Raw genomic sequence first — 18,065 nt, forward strand, 5'->3', positions numbered from 1 at the left:
TCCCGAACTCAGCAGTGAAACGATGCATCGCCGATGGTAGTGTGGGGTTTCCCCATGTGAGAGTAGGTCATCGTCAAGATTAAATTCCGAAACCCCTATCTGCGTATGCAGGTAGGGGTTTTGTTTTAGTAGAAGTCACCAGTTTTCACTGGCACGTTAAAGTTCTAACGGGCTGGTTACAGAATTTCTTGACGACCATAGAGCGTTGGAACCACCTGATCCCATCCCGAACTCAGAAGTGAAACGATGCATCGCCGATGGTAGTGTGGGGTTTCCCCATGTGAGAGTAGGTCATCGTCAAGATTGAATTCCGAACCCCCTGTCTGCTAACGCAGACAGGGGTTTTGTCGTTTCAGGGGTACTGAAAAGCCCGTTGTGGAGCCTCTCCACAACGGGCTTTTTCACGTCTTACGCAAACAGCTTCAGCACATTGTTCATCGCATCATCGGCAAAACCCTGTACGAAGTCCTTGAAGCCCGGCAGTGCCTCGGCGGCGCCCTGCGCCGGTTCGGCGATGATGGTCCAGGTGGCTCTGGACTTGCCCGCATCCAGTGGTTCAACGCTCATCGCGGCCCACAGATTGGCCACACCCAGGGTGTTGTAGATAGTGGTCCAGGTCATGCGCCGTGCCTGGTCGTCCCGGGAGTTGAGCTGCTCGACCACCAGGTTGCCGTCCTTGAAAAACTTTTTGCGCAGCGATGACACGCCTTCGCCGGTCATCTCTATATGCGACAGTGCCGGGATGAAGCGATCGAAGCCGGCAAAGTTACCGACTACGGCCCATACCCGAGTGGCATCGGCGGGCACGTCCACCGAGGACACCACGTGGCAGCCTTGAGGGTTTTTGATCAGGGTGTCGGGTTGCAGAATACTCATGGTTTTGCTCCGTTTGGTTGCGTCAGATGAAATTGATTTCTTTGAGGTAATCGCAGCCGCGACGCAGCAGCGCCGGGGACTTTTGCGGGTAGTGCGCGCCCATTAGCCGAACACCGGCCTGGGCGTTGTCGTGGCCGATCATCGAGATATCGCCGATGTCCTCCTCGAAACCGTTGAGGTAGAACCCCAGCACGCCGAACAACGCGTTGTCGCTGTCGACCCGACCCAGTTGCTGCTGCCAGTCGGCGACGCTGACCATCGTGAATTCGCGGCCTGCCTCGCGGAAGGACGCCACGTAATTGTCCCAGCTCAAGGGCTCGGGGTTGTGCAGGTTGAATACCGCTTGTTCCGGTTGATAACGACTGGCGTGGAAGGCGATGAATCGGGCGAGAAAGTCCACCGGCATCAAGTCGAAATTCAAGGCGAACTCCGGTACTTGGCCAAGCTGGATCGAGCCCTTGAGCATCAGCATCAGGCGATTTTTGTGCGGCTGACACACGCCCGTGAGGCTGTTGAAGCTGATGTTGCCGGGACGGTAGAGATTGACCCGCACACCAAGCTCCCGTGCCCTTTCGAGGATTCGCTCGCCGACCCATTTGGACAGGTTGTAGCCGTTCTTGATGTAGATCGGTGGTGTGAGTGCGGCCGGCAACTCGAGCACTCGGCCATCGTCGGATATCGTGCTGGAGGCCGAGAGCGTCGAGACGAAGTTGAAGACTTTTTTGCTGCGTCCTTCGCACAGGCGCAAACATTCGACAATCGGCTCAACGTTGTCCCGGGCGAGCGACTCGTAATCGAGGACGTGATTGACGTTGGCCGCGTTGTGCACCAGAGCGCCAAACTCCTGATCCAGCCGTTGGTAAACCTCGGGCGCCAAACCGAGTTCCGGCCGTGTGACGTCTGCCGTGTAAACCCGCACCCGGCTCATATCCAGATGCTCCAGACGGTTCTCCCGTAACGCCTGGGCAAAGCGCTCGTTCGCCGATTGCCCGTTGCCGTCGCGAACCAGGCAGGCGACTTCACTGGCGCCCCAGGCCAGCAATGCCTCGACGATGTGTACACCGACAAAACTGTTGGCACCGGTGACGATCACCTTGTGCACATCGCCCATGCGGCTGACGGGCATTGGCTGAATATCCAGTTCGCGGAAGGCATCGCGCATGGCCTGTTCGCTCAGCACTTCTTCGCTGCCGAAGCCGCGTACCAGTGTCGCCAGTTTCTCGAGGGTGGGCATTTCGATGAAGCGGTTGATCGAGATGCTGCGCCCGAACTCCTCGCGCAGTCGCAGGAGCATGCGCGACAGCAGGATCGAGTGCCCGCCCAGATTGAAGAAGCTTTCGTCGGTGGAAATGTCGCTCGCCGGCAGCTCCAGCAACTGCGCCCAGATTTCCAGCAGCAGGGCCTCATCGGCGTTGACGGGCAGGCGCCGTGAAGGGTTCTCGGTGACGCTTACCGGCAGATCCAGCAACGCCTTGCGGTCGACCTTGCCATTGCTGGCGTAAGGCATGCTTGCCAGCTCGGTCCATGCAACAGGGCGCATGTAGTCCGGCAGGTGCTGTGTCGCGTGGGCCTTCAACGCCTGGCGAGCGCTGCCGGGAAGGTCCTCTCGGGGCTGGGCAAGGAAAGCCAGAATCCGCCGCTGGCTATCGATGACCACGGCAACCTGGCGGTACAACTGGCTGTCGCGCAGGCAGCGCTCAATCTCTTCCGGCTCGACCCGGAAGCCGCGAATCTTCACCTGATTATCACGCCGACCGCACAGCTCGATCCCTTCAGCCGTCCACTTCGCCATGTCCCCGGTGCGATAGACGCGCAGGGTCCGGCCATCAGGCAAGTTCAGTTCCAGATAACGCTCAGCGGTTTGCTGCGGGTTGTTCAGGTATCCCAGGCACACGCCCGGGCCGGCGATGTACAACTCGCCGACGGTCTGTTCGGCCACCGGTTGATAGTCATCATCAAGAATAAACACCTGACTATTGGCGATCGGCGCACCCAGCGAGCGGTTGTTGTCGCCTGCCTGAAGCCGCCGCGCGGTGATCAGCACCGTGGCCTCGGTGGGCCCGTAGAGGTTGTAGAGCTTGCCCTGACGGCTCAGCTGCTCGATGACCCACGGTTCGCAGACATCGCCGCCGGTCATCACACGGTCCAGACATTGCAACTGCTCCAGCGGCAGGATGCTCAACAAGGCGGGCGGTAAAAAGGCGTGGCTCAGCTGCCGATGACGAATCAGCTCCACCAGTTGCAGCGGATCGCGACGTTGGTCCTCGTCGGGCACGATCAGCTCGGCGCCTTGCAGCAGAGTCGGGAAGATGTCGATCAGCGATGAGTCGAAACTCAACGAAGAAAACTGCAGCACCCGGCTCTGGCTGGTCAGCTGAACATAGTCGGCGTACCAGTGGGTGAAGTGCGCGAGGTTGGCCTGGCTGAGCAGCACGCCCTTCGGATGGCCGGTGGTGCCCGAGGTGTAGAGGGCCATGCATGGCGTATCGAGGTCGGGGCGTTGGCGCATCAACGGTTGAGAGAGATCTGCTGCATGGGCGTCGATGCTGCTGATGTCCAGCCCTGGCATCTCGTTCGCCAGGGGATGCTCGCCGTCATGCAGCAACAACACCGCGCCGGCATTCGACAGGATGTACTGCTGACGTTGCAACGGATGGCTCGGCTCCAGCGGCAAGTACACCGCGCCGCTGCCCAGGATCGCCAGGATTCCCGCATACAGCGCGCTGCATTTGGGCAGGCAGATCCCGACGACTATCGGGCCTTGATGCTGATCCAGCAGCGGTCGCAGGCGTTGCTGGATGGCGCGGCTGTGGGCGTGCAACTGGCGATAGTCGAGGGTGGTGCCATCGATGCTCAAGGCCGGACGGTCAGCATTCTGGATGCACTGTTGCTCCAGCCTTTCGATCATCGGCGTTTGCGCAAGTTGCTGCAGTCGTGGGTCGGCGGTGGCATTGAGGCGATGCACGAACGCGAGGCTGTCAAGGAACCGCAAACTCTCGATGCGCTCGAAGCGAACAGGTTCGGCGGGTTCGGCGAGCCGAAAATAGTCGACATCGCGCGAGTAGCGACTGACCAGCAGCGCCACGTGGTCAACCAGTGCTGTCATGGCCTGCCTACTCAACGCCTGGCCGTTACCCGACGGCTCATCGGCGATGGGTACACGAGACAGCAGCGTTGAGCCATGGCGGCACAACAGGTCCAGCGAAGGCAGGCCTGACGTCTGCGGCAAGCCGAGCCCCAATTGCAATGTCAGCCGTGGCGCCTGAGCAGTGAACTGAAGCGACGTGCCATCGTCGATCAGCAGATCCACAGGCCCCGGCATTTCGTCGCGTGCGGATACCCGCGTCAGTGAGTGACCGTGTTGTTCGAGTTCCAATGCCAGCTCGGTCAATGCCTGGCTTTGTCCGATGAGCAAGATGTCGAGACGTCTCATGATGGGCTCCTCGTCAAACCAGGTAGTCGCTGAGGGCGGTTTGTACGCACGGCGAATCGAGCAACGAACTGCTGTGGAAAAACCGCACAATGTTGGCCACCAGCGGGTGATGGCGACTTATCGGGAAGGCCAGTGCCGATACTTCGTTCCTGAGGGCGTGGCGCGCCGAGTCGTTGATCTGCAGTGCGTCGATCAGGCGGAAGTCGAAGGATTTCTGGATGTCGTTGGTCAGGTAATGAGCAATGAACACCGGCAAGATCTGGGCGATGCACTGGCGATCGTCTGCACTTGCGGCATGCCAGTAGATGCGTACCAGCCGTGCCCAAAAACCGGAGTGACGTCCCTCGTCCAGCAAGTGATCGGCCATCAGGCCCTTGATCGATTGCTTGACCGTGTCGTCCTTGGCAAACGCGGCGACATCACCGGTCACCGTGTTTTCGGCGATGGCCACGCAGATCAGTTCTACAGCGCTACGCAGGTGCTCCGGTGCGAGCGCCACGGCCGCCGGTATTGCTCGGCTCAGTTCGATTTCATCCGGCAATTCAATGGGGGTGATGCCGGTCAACGCGATGGTCTGTTGCATGAAGTCCATCGCCACCAGTGCGTGATAATCCTCGTCCACCACGACAGTCATGGCGTCGTAGCGGCAGGCGAACGGGAACTCGACCGCGAAGCGATTCTTGGCGATGCTGCGGGCGGTTTTGTCGACGATCTCGGTTTCGAAGATCACCACATCGTTGATGAACTTGTAGAGGGTCTGCACCAGGGCGACGTCGCGCTGCTCCGGGCATTCGCGCACAAAGGTTTCGCTCAGCACCAGCGGTTGGCGGCTCAACGGGTAGATCAGTTTGCCGTCGTTTTCCAGCACACGGCGCGGGCGGGTGCGGATGGTCGCGCGGCTCTCCCAGGCATCAGCGAAGGATTGGTAGTCTGCGGCGTTCATGCACTCACCTCCGTGACGGATGCGTTCATGCTCAGGCGCAACCCGTCCCACAGGGCGATACGACTTTCCACGGCTGCGATGGCGCTCGCGTACACGTCTTCCTGCCGTTGCGGGTCGCTATCGACCAGTCGCGACAGGAGCTTTTCCGCTGCCGGGCCGTGGTCCTCGGAATCGACCTCAATGTGCCGTTCGAGGTAGTACCGGAAAGTCGGTGCCTGTTCGATGCCGATGCCCCAATCGTCGAGGATGCGCTGGAACATCTGCGGGATAACGCTCTCGCGACCGTGCAGAAACGCCGCCGCCACACTGTGACCCGGCGCATGTAGTGCGGTGTGTAGCGTATGGCGAACGAAATCCGCGGCCGCCGGATCGACCTTGATGCTCTGCAAGGCCACGTCGTAGCTCACACCCTCTTGCTGCAGGGCCACGAAGCGTTCGATGGCAACGGTACAGGCGCCGACCTCGCGCATTGCATCCAGGTACAACTCGAAGTGGCTGTAATGACCCCGGGCCGGACGATCATCCGACTCCTCACCCAGTACGATCTCGTTGATCAACCGCGCGGCCTGGGGATCCTGCGGTGGCAGCCAGGGCAGTCGCACGCAGGTCAATTCCTGTTGCAGGCGCTTGGTCAGCGACATGAAGTCCCATACGGCAAACACGTGGGTTTCCATGAAGCGTCGCAGGACCGGCAGCGAATGTATTTCAGAGAAGATCGGGTGTTCGCCAAGTTCTGATTTTTTTTGAAGCAGGCGTTCTTTAGTTGGTTTCATGGATGAGCCTGTAAATGATCCGGGGTGAGAAGTAATCAAGCACTGAAGTTCGCTGGAAGTTTTCTCCGGGCGAACGGGTACCTCAAACGTATTGATCTTTTTCAGTGCTATTGATGCCGAGTAGCTGAGGTGTTACTGCCGTTTGTGGTTGGCGGCGAAGAAAAACTAATACACATATAAAGTGTTGATCAAGTTGTTTTGTTATTATTTCAATATTCAACTTTTTCGAAGATGAAAAGTTTCAATAAAACTTTTTATATTGGTTTTATTTTGGCGTAGTTACTCCTTCCGGCTTATGTAAGTCAGAATTAAATAAAGAGTGAATGCCTCACTCGAAGTAACTTTTTACGGGCGTCGTTGTGGGTGTCTGAGGGGGTGGAAGCGGGTCGCGAGTGATGCCGATCCTTCCGTTCCCGTGATGAGGCTCCTTCCTTCGCTTCTGGGGGCAGAGACTGCTCCATTCGCACGGAGCGTCACCCGTTTTTTGTCCTGGTTATCCAGAGTGGGCGTAAATCGAGGTGGCCGCCATTACTGAGGCATCATGCAAACGTTGCAATGGTCGGGTTTTAAGGCGGCGGGGCGTTGGGGCGCGGTATGGCGCCGGGGGATTTGTAATCAAATTACTCGCGGAGCATTTGGGGGGATGCGCGGCAAGCGAGGAAAACCCTTCGGTACATTCCCCGGGCTTGCCGCTGCGGGCTACTTCGACCTGTTCCTGGCCTGGACTTCAGGGCTGTTGAGGTAGCGCGTAATGACCTCGACCCCTCGGTTCAGGTGATGCTCGAGCAGCTGCACGGAGTGTTCGACGTCCCGGGCTTCGGCTGCGTGCAACAGGGCCTTGTGGTCATCCTGGGAGAGTTTGCCCAGGCCCATGGCTTCCAGGTTGAAACGCAGGAACCGTTCTTCTTCGTTCAGGCCGTCTTCGACCAGTCTCAACAGCCGGCGATTCGGCGCCCGGGTGTAAAGCGCCATGTGGAACAGGCGATTGAGCCGACCGATTTCGGTGTAGTCGCTTTCCGTTTCCAGTGCATCGATGTAGCGGGCAGCCTGTTCGAGATCTTCGTCCTGGAGCAGTGGTACCGAGAGACGCAGGGCTTCGGATTCCAGCAGGATGCGCAGCGCATAGGTTTCCACGGCATCGCCCTGTACCAGTGGCGCGACCACGGCACCCTTATGGGCAACCACATTGAGCAACGATTGTGCTTCGAGTTGGCGCAAGGCTTCGCGTACAGGCATGCGGCTGACGCCGAACAGGTCGGCGAGGTCTTGCTGGCGCAAGGCCGCACCGCAAGGAATGCGCCCGTCGAGTATGGCCGCGCGCAGGGTTTCTTCGATCACCGAGCGTGCCATGTGTGCAGGAATCGGCCCGTTGACCTTGATACTGCTGAGAGGGTTGGGCTTTTGTGTCACTAAACGCACCCTGATTGATGGAATATTTTTGGATCCAAATGACACTAGTGACTGGCTGACTGCTTGTCAAACAAGCTCTGGAGTGCCTTTCTTCCAGTTTAGCGCGCCGCCAGTGATCTCACCGTGCCATTGTCTTTTTCCGGGCTAACCTTCACCATTCGAACGACTCCCTCCTGCCTATCCAGGATGCCTCGCATTGGTGGCAAGTTTAACGATCCCCCGGGTTTTACGCTGGCTGTGCAGCGCATTGCTGCTGACTGGCGTGATGCTGGGCAGCTTGAGCGCCGATTGGGATTTTTCCCTGATCAGCCGGCGAGCGCAGGCATTGTACGGACCTTTGGGAGAAGGTCAGCAGCGCATTAATGATTGGCAATACTTGTTGACCAGCCAGAAGCAGATCGGCGAGCTGGAACAACTCAATGTGGTCAATCGCTTTTTCAACAAACAGCTGCGATACGTCGAAGACATGGATCTGTGGCATGAAGTCGACTACTGGGAAACCCCGATCGAAGCCCTCTGGAAAGGCGCCGGCGACTGTGAGGACTACGCTATTGCCAAGTACTTCAGCCTGCGACACCTCGGTGTAGCCAGTGAAAAGCTGCGTATCACCTATGTCAAGGCACTGACCCAGAACCGTGCGCACATGGTGCTGACCTACTACTCGAGTCCGGAGGCCGAGCCCTTGGTGCTCGACAGCCTGATTGATGCAATCAAGCCGGCCAGCCAGCGAAAGGATTTGCTGCCGGTCTACTCTTTCAATGCGGAAGGGATGTGGTTGCCGGGTGCCAAGGGCAATAAAAAGGTCGGCGATACCAAACGCCTTTCGCGTTGGCAGGATGTGTTGAAAAAAATGCAGGCCGAAGGATTCCCGGTCGAGACGACTAACTAGGAGCACGTGCTCAGATGTCTTTGTTCAAACAGCTGTTGATTGCTATCTGTCTGTTCCTGGTGGTCGCCTTCACCGGTAGTTTCATGGTCAGCCTGGAGAGCTCGCGTACTCAGTACGTCAACCAGTTGCGCTCCCATGCCCAGGACGCCGCGACGGCGCTGGCGCTGTCCCTGACACCGAACATCGACGACCCGGCGATGGTCGAGTTGCTGGTCAGCTCGATTTTCGACAGCGGTTACTACGCGAGCATCCGCGTGGTCGATGTGAAGACCAATCGGCCCCTGGTCGAGCGCACGGGCATTCCGGCGATCAACAATGTTCCGGACTGGTTCGTCAAACTGATCGGCCTGGAGCCCGCCGGTGGTGATGCGATCGTCAGCCGTGGCTGGGAGCAGGCTGCCCGGGTCGAGGTGGTCAGCCACCCGATGTTTGCGCTGGCCAAGCTATGGCAAAGCGCTTTGGGCAGCCTGGGCTGGTTGCTGCTATGTGGCGCGGTCAGTGCGGTACTGGGCGCATTGTTGCTGCGTCAGCAATTGAGACCGCTGGATTACATGGTCAAGCAATCCCACGCCATCGCCCGACGGGAATTCCTCAGCCTGCCAGAACTGCCGCGCACCCCCGAACTTCGCCGGGTAGTGCAGGCCATGAACCAGATGGTCGAGAAGCTCAAGGCGCTCTTCCAGGAGCAGGCCGAACGCAGTGAAAAACTTCGGGTCGAGTCCTATCAGGACTCGTTGACCGGGTTGGCCAACCGGCGTTATTTCGAGATGCAATTGAATGCGCGGGTAAGCAACCCGGAGCAGGCCAGTTCCGGTTACCTGCTGCTGTTGCGGGTCAAGGATCTGGCCGGTCTCAACCAGCGCCTTGGCGGTCAGCGCACCGATGAAGTGCTCAAGGCCGTCGGCGAGCAATTGTCCCGCGAGTGCGCCAAATACCCGGAAACCCAAAACCTGGTCACCCGTATCCGTGGTGGCGAATTTGCCGTACTGGCACCGGGACTGGTGCGCACAGAAGCGCTGCAATTGGCACAGAACCTCGACAGCGCCTTGGCCAGTCTTCACGCTACCGGCGCCACCGATGTGGCTGCCGTAGCCTCTATCGGCCTGGCGCCTTTTGCTCACGGCGACTCGCCGCAAGCCGTGCTCAGCCTCGGCGATCAGGCACTGGCGCAGGCCGAAGGCCAGGGCGAGCAAAACTGGGCCTGTATCGAACACAGCCTTGCGGCCAGTGTCGGCGACGATCACCACGCCTGGCACCTCATGCTCGACCAGGCGCTGACACAGCAACGTTTCGAGCTGTATTTCCAACCGGTAGTGGCCGCCCAGGACACGCAACTGGTGCTGCATTACAAAGTGTTGTCGCGACTGCTCGACGAACACGGCCAGACCATCCCCGCCGGGCGTTTTCTGCCTTGGCTGGAGCGCTTCGGCTGGACTGCACGTCTGGATCGGCTGATGCTCGAGCGGGTATTGGAGCAAATGAGCGGGCATGAGGAATCGCTGGCGCTGAACCTGTCGTCGGCTACCCTGGCCGATCCGCAGGCGCAAAACAAAATCTTCGAGATACTGCGCTCGCACTCCAACCTCGGCCCGCGTCTGACCCTGGAAATTGGCGAAGAGCAACTGCCTGATCAGGCAGTGCTGGAGCAACTGACCCGGCACCTGCGCGAACTGGGGTTCTCCCTGAGCCTGCAACGTTTCGGTGGCCGCTTCAGCATGATTGGCAACCTGGCCCGGCTGGGTCTGGCGTACCTGAAAATCGATGGCAGCTACATTCGGTCGATTGATCTGGAGAGTGACAAACGCCTGTTCATCGAGGCGATCCAGCGAGCGGCGCACAGCATTGACTTGCCCCTGATTGCCGAGCGGGTCGAGACAGAAGGGGAGTTGTCGGTGATTCGCGAGATGGGGTTATACGGTGTACAGGGCCAGTTGTTCGGCGAGCCAAAACCCTGGGCCTGATGTGATCATTCCCACGCCGTGCGTGGGAATGATCGCAGGGGCGCGTCAGATCAGCCCGGTCTCCTCATCATCGATCAATTGGCTCAAGCCACCCAAGGCTTCACGGGCCTGGTTCCGGTCCATGAGCTTGGCCTGGGCCGCCGTCGGCAGGTCGGTGACGCGGATCACGCCTTTCTGGGTCAGCACCTGAATCAAGTCGTCGAGTACCCGGATCATTTCCAGGTCACTTTGCTTGAGCTGTTTGAGGCTGTTTTCCACAGCCGCGTTGGCAAACCAGGCCAGGATCTCATGATTGTCGGCCGCCAGCGTTTCCGTGGCCTCGGCGTAGGCGGCGGGTTCCACGCGTACCAACAGGCCCTGCGCATCGCGTTGCACGTAAAACATTGAGCATCCCTCAGAATTGAACCAGCGTCGTGCTGTCAGCAGCATAGGTCAACTGCGCGCCAGTATGTGGCGCGGCGACGAAATCGTCACCGGGCAGTGGACGCAAACGTGACGGCCGCCCCATAAGGGCGGCCGTTTTCGTGCCTCAGCTGTTGTTGTGATCGATCTTGATGGTCGGGTCGCTACCGGCAATCAGGTTGTGCAGGTTGGCGCTCGACCAGTTGTTGCCTTCCAGTTTGATCGTCACGTCCGGTGTGGCGGCGGCCGCATTGCCCGAGTTGAACTGGCCGGTTGTGCTGACTTGCAGCGACGACACGCCATCGACCGTGGAGATCTTCAGGAAGTTGTCGATGGTGCTGCCGGTTTCACCCTGCAACAGATCGCGCAGGTCGATCCGGTCACCTTCGCTGGCCTTGAAGTCCTTGATCACGTCGTTGCCGGTGTCGCCCGCTTTCCAGACGAAGGTGTCACCACCGGAACCACCGATCAGGATGTCGGTGCCCTGTCCGCCCATCAACGTGTCGTTGCCGGTACCTCCGAGCAGGATGTCATTGCCCTTGCCTCCGTCGAGGGTGTCGCTACCGCCCGAACCGAACAGGATGTCATTGCCCGCCCCGCCCAGCAGGGTGTCGTTGCCGTCATGGGCACCGGACACATCGAACGCGTTGTAATGCTCGGTGATGTACTGGTGCACATTGCTGGTGGTGACGTTGCTGACGTCCACACCGGTTTGCTGCGCCACGAAGGCTTGCATGGCCTGGTAACCCTCGCCGGCAATGCCGTTGAAGCTCACCAGATCGCCGAACAGAAGGTCGTTGCCGTCGCCACCGCTGACGGTGTCGTGACCCGGCATCGTCGCTTCGGTGTGACCGATGATCGAGTTGGCCAGGTCCTTCGGATCAATGTTGGTTTGTGGCGATTGATTCGAGTCGTACGGCTTCAGGTCGTTGAGGCTCACTCCGCTGTTGAGGCCAATGGCCTCGACATTCGACAGGTTGCTCAGCAACGTAAAGCTGCCGGTTGAGTTGCTGGTGGTGTCCCCGTCGGTGCTACTGCCGTCGCCGTCACGACTCGAAAATTCGTAGGTACCGTCACCCTGGGCACGCAGATACCCGAAGTCCTTGTATGACCAGCTACCTCCGTTGCCATTGCCATTGCCATTGCCGTTGTTGCCGTTGCTGCTCTTGGTCCAGACCGTCACATAGCCCGAGGCGGTAATGTCGATCTGGTGCGTGCTGTCGGGGAACAGGCTGATCGCTGTGCCCGGCTGATAGTTGCTGGTGGTGATCAGGCTATCGAGTGTTGTGCTGCCATACAGGGTCGGGTTGGTCGACTCGCCGCTTTGGTAGTAAGTTGGCTTGCCGTCAGTAATGAAATACGTGAGGTTCTTCGCCCCAGTGTTGGCCACGGCGTCCGCACTCTGGAACCAGTTGGCCGTGGTTTTGAACACGTCCTCGTAGTTGGTGCCGCCGCCGGATGACATCGAGTCCAGAGTCGCCTTCAACTGAGTCAGCGCATTCGGGTCTTTGAGGTTCACCGATACCGACTTGTTGACCTGGGTGTCGAAGTCCACCAGGAAGATGTTCACCGTACCCGAGTTGCTGCCCAGGCTTTGCTTGAGGGTGTTGAACACCGACGTCAGCGAGTTCTTGGCCGAGTTGATCGACGAGGAACTCATACTGCCGGAGCTGTCGACCATGAAGGCGATGTTGTAGTTGGTGCCTGGCACCACGGTCAGGCCGCCGATGTCGGCGATGATGATGTCATTGCCGTCGGTGCCGGTGACGGTGTCATTGGCCGCCGTGGCAGTGACGGCGTTGTAGACCGCTGGATTGATCGTGATCGGAATCTGCGTCGTATTGCTGGCCGAATCACCCTGGCTCTCGGTCGAGACTGCCGTCACGGTCAGCGTGTTGGTGCCGGTGGCGTACGGTGCCGGGGTGTAGCTCAACTTGCTTACATCCCACCCGCTGAGGTTGACGACGCCGTTACCGGTTGTGCCGGTAAAGGTGTGCGTGCCATCGGTCAGGGTCGCACCTGCCGGGATGCCGCCGATCGAGGTAATGGTCTGGGTTTCAGAGCCATCAGTGTCCACTGACGTTACCTTCAAGCCCAACGCGATGCTGCTGTTCTCGGCCACCTGAGACGTGGTGGCGGTCACGATCGGTGTATCCGCGACCGCGGTCACACTGATGTCCAGCGTGGTGCTTGAACCGGTATTGGTGGTGTAGGTCACAGTCGGAACCTTGCCACTCCAATTGTCGGCAGGGGTAAAGCTGTAGTCACCGTTGGCACTGAGAGTCAGCCTGCCCACGTTTGCGATGGTGGCAGTACCCCCCGCGGTGTACTCGATGCCACCAATAGTGAACTTGGTCACGCTGAGAACGTTGTCCACATCGCGGTCATTGGTCAGAACGTTACCGGCGGCGATCTTGTCCTCAAGGGTGGTTTCGAGGTCAGCAGCCAGCACACTCGGGTCATCGACTGGCGTGACGCTGATGTTCAGGGTCGAGGTGACGTTGGGTCCAAAGCCGTCGGTGACGGTGTAGGTGACGGTTGGCACCGTGCCGTTGTAGTTGGCGGCCGGGGTGAAGGTGTAAGCCCCGTTTGCTGCGATTACCAGGCTGCCGACATTGGCGATGGTCGCGGTCTGGCCGGCGATGAAAGTGCCAGTAACACCGTCGATGGTGAAGTTGACCACGCTGACCGTGCCGTCGACGCTGCTCGTGCCGGTGAGGACGCTGCCGGTGAGGGCAGTGTCTTCCAAGGTCGATACCGTTTCGTTGACGTCGGTGAAGCTGTCATCGACCGGCGTGACGCTGATGTTCAGGGTCGAGGTGTCGTTCGGTCCCGAACCGTCGGTGACGGTGTAGCTGACGATCGGCACCGTGCCGTTGTAGTTGGCGGCCGGGGTGAAGGTGTAAGCACCGTTCGCCGCGATCACCAGGGTGCCGACATTGGCGATAGTCGCAGTGGTGCCGGCGGTGTAAGTGGTCGTACCGATGGTGAAGTTGACCACGCTGACCGGGCCGTCAACGCTGCTCGTGCCGGTGAGGACGCTGCCGGTGAGGGCAGTATCTTCCAGGGTCGATACCGTTTCGTTGGCGTCGGTGAAGCTGTCATCGACCGGCGTGACGCTGATGTTCAGGGTCGAGGTGTCGTTCGGTCCCGAACCGTCGGTGACGGTGTAGCTGACGGTCGGCACCGTGCCGTTGTAGTTGGCGGCCGGGGTGAAGGTGTAGGCGCCGTTGGCGCCGATCACCAGGGTGCCGACGTTGGCGATGGTCGCCGTGGTGCCAGCGGCGTAGGTGGTTTCACCGATGGTGAAGTTAACCACGCTGACCGGGCCGTCAACGCTGCTCGTGCCGGTGAGGACACTGCCGGTGAGGGCAGTATCTTCCAAGGTCGATACCGTTTCGTTGACGTCGGTGAAGCTGTCATCGACCGGCGTGACGCTGATGTTCAGGGTCGAGGTGTCGTTCGGTCCCGAACCGTCGGTGACGGTGTAGGTGACAGTCGGCACCGTGCCGTTGTAGTTGGCGGCCGGAGTGAAGGTGTAAGCACCGTTCGCCGCGATCACCAGGGTGCCGACATTGGCGATGGTCGCCGTGCTGCCGGCGGTGTAAGTGGTTGCACCGATGGTGAAGTTGACCACGCTGACCGGGCCGTCAACGCTACTCGTGTCAGTGAGCACACTGCCGGTCAAGGCGGTGTCTTCCAGGGTCGAGACTGTTTCGCTGGCGTCGGTGAAGTTGTCGTTGACCGGCGTAACGCTGATGTTCAGGGTCGAAGTGTCGTCTGTGCCGGAACCGTCGGTGACGGTGTAGGTGACGGTTGGCACCGTGCCGTTGTAGTTGGCGGCCGGGGTAAAGGTGTAGGCGCCGTTGGCGCCGATGACCAGGGTGCCGACGTTGGCGATGGTCGCCGTGCTGCCGGCGGCGTAGGTGGTTTCACCGATGGTGAAGTTAACCACGCTGACCGGGCCGTCAACGCTGCTCGTGCCGGTGAGGACACTGCCGGTCAAGGCGGTATCTTCCAGGGTCGAGACGGTTTCGTTGGCGTCGGTAACGTTGTCGTTGACCGGCGTGACGCTGATGTTCAGCGTATTGCTTGAGCCAGTATTGGTGGTGTACGTCACCTGTGGAACGTTGCCATTCCAGTCGGCAGCCGGCTTGAAGGTGTAGTCGCCGTTGCTGGCGATGATTAGCGTACCGACACCAGTGATGGTTGCGGTCTGGCCCGCCGTGAAACTGCCGTTGACCCCGTTCACGCTGAAGCTTGCGACGCTCAGGACATTATCGACATCGTGGTCGTTGGTCAGCACGTTGCCGATCGCGTTGTGATCTTCTTCGACGGTGATCTTGTCCGTCTGCAGCACGCTTGCGTCATCGACGGCAGCAACGTGCACCACCAGTGGCAGCGAGGTGCTCGCACTTGGGGCGTCGCCGTCTTTGGCGGTGGCCGTAACGGTCAGGGGAATGTCGCCATTGAAGTTTGTCGGCGGTGTCAGCTTGAGCGTGGACAGGTTCCAACCCGTAATGTCCACCGACGTCGAGCCGTCGGCAGCATTGAAGGTATGGTTGCCATCGGTGAGTATGGAGCCCGCCGGCAAGCCACTCAGTGTGAGAGTGAGCGTTTCCGAACCGTCGGCGTCATTGGTGTGGGCCTGGATGGTGGACAACAGGATCGCGTTGTCTTCAAGGCCAGAGTTGAGCACCTGAGTGACATTGATGTTGTCCAGCACGCCGCCCAGGCTGTTGCTGTCCCCGGCGCGGAATTCGAGTTTCTGGTTGCCATCGGCAATGACCGGAACGTCGAAGCTGTAGTGCTGCATGCCCGTGGTCGAGGTGTTCAGGGTGCCAATGAGCTTGCCGCCCCAGTACACGTTGATAAGCGAATTATCTACGCCGGCACGCGGTGCATAGTCGAACGACACGTTATAGGTGGTGCCGGACTTCGCATCGATAGTGGTGTAGAGGTTGCTCGCATCACCGGCATTGCGCTCAAGTTCGATGACCTGGCTATTGCCGCCGGCACCGTAAACGCTGGCCTTGCCGATTTCGACCATACCTCCTTGGTTGTCCGTGTGCCAGACGCCGTTGCCAAGCTTGCTGACATCGACGTTGGTATTCGAACCGTTCACCGCGACTTCCTGGAAGTCGGTCGAGGCAACCATACCGCCACCGGTCAGTGACAGGCTCGGGGTATCGGTCACTGGCGCGACGACGATGGTGCCGGTCGCTGAAGTAGCAGAAGGCATGCCCCCGTTGTCGGTCGCACTGTAGGTGAAGCTGGTGGTGCCACTCCAGTCGCCGGTGGGTTTGAAGTAAACCGTTGCGCCATTGGCGGTTGCGGCGATCACGCTGCTGGTGGTCAACGCAATGGTCCCGGCCGCGTCTGCGTAAAAACTGCCATTGGCCGGCAGGCTGGTCAGGGTGAAGTGGTTGACGCTGCCGTCAATGTCATTTCCGCCGAGCTGCACGGCGATCACATGATCTTCATCACCACTGGCCGAGGTGGAATTAACGGTCGGAGCGTCGTTGACCGAGTTGACCGTAATATCCAGCGTGCTGGTGGAATTGGTATTGGTTGTGTAGCTGATCTGTGGAACGGTGCCGTTCCAGTTTGCGGCAGGGGTGAAACTGTAATCGCCGTTGGTGGCGATAGTCACAGTACCGACGCCGCTGATAGTCGCGACTTGACCCGCAGTAAAGGAGCCAGGGACGCCTTGTATGGCGAATGTCGCGACACTCAGGGCGTTATCGGCATCGCTGTCATTGCCAAGCACGTTGCCGATTGCAACGTGGTCTTCATCGACGGTCTTGGTATCTGCGATCAGAACGCTCGGGTCATCGACCGGGGTGACGCTGATGGTCAGGGTCGAGGTGACATTGCTGCCGGAGCCGTCGGTGACGGTGTAGCTCACCGTCGGCACGCTGCCGTTGTAGTTGGCGGCCGGGGTGAAGGTGTAAGTCCCGTTGGCGCCGATCACCAGGCTGCCGACGTTGGCGATGGTCGCCGTGCTGCCAGCGGCGTAGGTGGTTTCACCAATGGTGAAATTGACCACGCTGACCGGGCCATCGACGCTTGAGGTGCCGGTCAACACACTGCCGGTCAAGGCGGTGTCTTCGTTGGTGGTCACGCTTTCGCTGATGTCGGTGAAGCTGTCATCGACCGGGGTGACGCTGATGGTCAGGGTCGAAGTGACATTGCTGCCCGAGCCGTCGGTGACGGTGTAGCTCACCGTCGGCACGCTGCCGTTGTAGTTGGCGGCCGGGGTGAAGGTGTAAGCACCGTTCGCGCCGATCACCAGGCTGCCGACGTTGGCGATGGTCGCCGTGCTGCCAGCGGCGTAGGTGGTTTCACCGATGGTGAAATTGACCACGCTGACCGGGCCGTCGACGCTGCTCGTGCCGGTGAGGACACTGCCGGTGACGGCGGTGTCTTCCAGGGTCGAGACGGTTTCGTTGGCGTCGGTAAAGTTGTCATCGACCGGGGTGACGTTGATGTTCAGGGTCGAGGTGACGTTGCTGCCGGAACCGTCGGTGACGGTGTAGCTGACGGTTGGCACCGTACCGTTGTAGTTGGCGGCCGGGGTGAAGGTATAGGCGCCGTTGGCGCCGATCACCAGGCTGCCGACGTTGGTGATGGTTGCCGTGCTGCCAGCGGCGTAGGTGGTTTCACCGATGGTGAAATTAACCACGCTGACCGGGCCGTCGACGCTGCTCGTGCCGGTGAGGACACTGCCGGTCACGGCGGTGTCTTCGTTGGTGCTCACGCTTTCGCTGAGGTCGCTGAAGTTGTCATCGACCGGGGTGACGTCGATGGTCAGGGTCGAGGTGACGTTGCTGCCGGAGCCGTCGGTGACGGTATAGCTGACCGTCGGCACGTTGCCGTTGTAATTGGCGGCCGGGGTAAAGGTGTAAGCGCCGTTGGCGCCGATCACCAGGCTGCCGACGTTGGCGATGGTTGCCGTGCTGCCAGCGGCGTAGGTGGTTTCACCGATGGTGAAATTGACCACGCTGACCGGGCCATCGACGCTCGAGGTACCGGTGAGGACGCTGCCGGTGACGGCGGTGTCTTCGTTGGTGCTCACGGTTTCGCTGATGTCGGTGAAGCTGTCGTCGACCGGGGTGACGTCGATGGTCAGGGTCGAGGTGACATTGCTGCCGGAACCGTCGGTGACGGTGTAGCTCACGGTCGGCACGCTGCCGTTGTAATTTTCGGCAGGCGTGAAGGTGTAAGTCCCGTTGGCGCCGATCACCAGGGTGCCGACGTTGGCGATGGTCGCCGTGCTGCCAGCGGCGTAGGTGGTTTCACCGATGGTGAAGTTGACCACGCTGACCGGGCCGTCGACGCTCGAGGTGCCGGTCAACACACTGCCGGTCAAGGCGGT

9 protein-coding genes, 1 rRNA gene and 1 pseudogene are annotated in these 18,065 nt (G+C 59.9%); 3 read left to right on the forward strand and 8 right to left on the reverse strand.

Annotation, left to right across the window (positions count from 1 at the left end; translation table 11 throughout):
• Positions 1-187 precede the first annotated feature (187 nt).
• Positions 188-303 (forward strand): 5S ribosomal RNA (gene rrf / locus KGA98_RS27380).
• A 105-nt stretch (positions 304-408) separates the two neighbouring features.
• Here the strand turns inward: rrf and KGA98_RS27385 are convergent.
• From KGA98_RS27385 to KGA98_RS27405, 5 genes are all read right to left on the reverse strand, one after another.
• The gene (locus KGA98_RS27385; RefSeq protein ID WP_223504779.1) at positions 409-876 is read right to left on the reverse strand and encodes an SRPBCC family protein; all 468 of its coding nucleotides are present in this window, start codon (positions 874-876) and stop codon (positions 409-411) included.
• A 22-nt stretch (positions 877-898) separates the two neighbouring features.
• A complete protein-coding gene (locus KGA98_RS27390; protein ID WP_223504781.1) occupies positions 899-4,309 on the reverse strand; it encodes a non-ribosomal peptide synthetase in 3,411 nt (1,136 codons plus the stop codon).
• Positions 4,310-4,322: 13 nt separating this feature from the next.
• Positions 4,323-5,252, reverse strand: coding sequence for a diiron oxygenase (locus KGA98_RS27395; RefSeq protein ID WP_223504783.1), 930 nt, complete (start codon positions 5,250-5,252; stop codon positions 4,323-4,325).
• Positions 5,249-6,025, reverse strand: coding sequence for a DUF3050 domain-containing protein (locus KGA98_RS27400; protein ID WP_223504785.1), 777 nt, complete (start codon positions 6,023-6,025; stop codon positions 5,249-5,251). Before KGA98_RS27400 ends, KGA98_RS27395 begins: the two co-directional genes overlap by 4 nt.
• Positions 6,026-6,724: 699 nt before the next feature.
• Positions 6,725-7,435, reverse strand: coding sequence for a GntR family transcriptional regulator (locus tag KGA98_RS27405; protein ID WP_223504787.1), 711 nt, complete (start codon positions 7,433-7,435; stop codon positions 6,725-6,727).
• A 196-nt stretch (positions 7,436-7,631) separates the two neighbouring features.
• Here KGA98_RS27405 and lapG point away from each other — a divergent pair, with 196 nt between their 5' ends.
• Together lapG and lapD are read left to right on the forward strand one after the other, a co-directional pair.
• Entirely contained in the window at positions 7,632-8,324 is a 693-nt protein-coding gene (gene lapG / locus KGA98_RS27410; protein ID WP_057712560.1) for a cysteine protease LapG, read from the forward strand.
• Positions 8,325-8,338: 14 nt separating this feature from the next.
• Positions 8,339-10,285 (forward strand): cyclic di-GMP receptor LapD, encoded by a 1,947-nt coding sequence (lapD, locus tag KGA98_RS27415; RefSeq protein WP_223504789.1) that lies wholly within the window; start codon positions 8,339-8,341, stop codon positions 10,283-10,285.
• A 45-nt stretch (positions 10,286-10,330) separates the two neighbouring features.
• Here lapD and KGA98_RS27420 read toward each other — a convergent pair whose 3' ends face one another.
• From KGA98_RS27420 to KGA98_RS28815, 3 genes and pseudogenes are all read right to left on the reverse strand, one after another.
• Entirely contained in the window at positions 10,331-10,669 is a 339-nt protein-coding gene (locus tag KGA98_RS27420; protein ID WP_223504791.1) for a tryptophan synthase subunit beta, read from the reverse strand.
• Between the two features lie 145 nt (positions 10,670-10,814).
• Positions 10,815-13,817: a cadherin-like domain-containing protein gene (locus KGA98_RS28810; protein ID WP_411736679.1), complete on the reverse strand. Its 3,003-nt coding sequence runs from the start codon at positions 13,815-13,817 to the stop codon at positions 10,815-10,817.
• Positions 13,794-18,047: pseudogene (locus KGA98_RS28815) on the reverse strand (beta strand repeat-containing protein); the annotation flags it as partial. The pseudogene KGA98_RS28815 and the gene KGA98_RS28810, both read right to left, overlap by 24 nt.
• Positions 18,048-18,065: the final 18 nt, after the last annotated feature.

It is taken from the genome of Pseudomonas sp. BF-R-24, from assembly GCF_019947335.1.
GTDB classification, from domain to species: domain Bacteria; phylum Pseudomonadota; class Gammaproteobacteria; order Pseudomonadales; family Pseudomonadaceae; genus Aquipseudomonas; species Aquipseudomonas jessenii.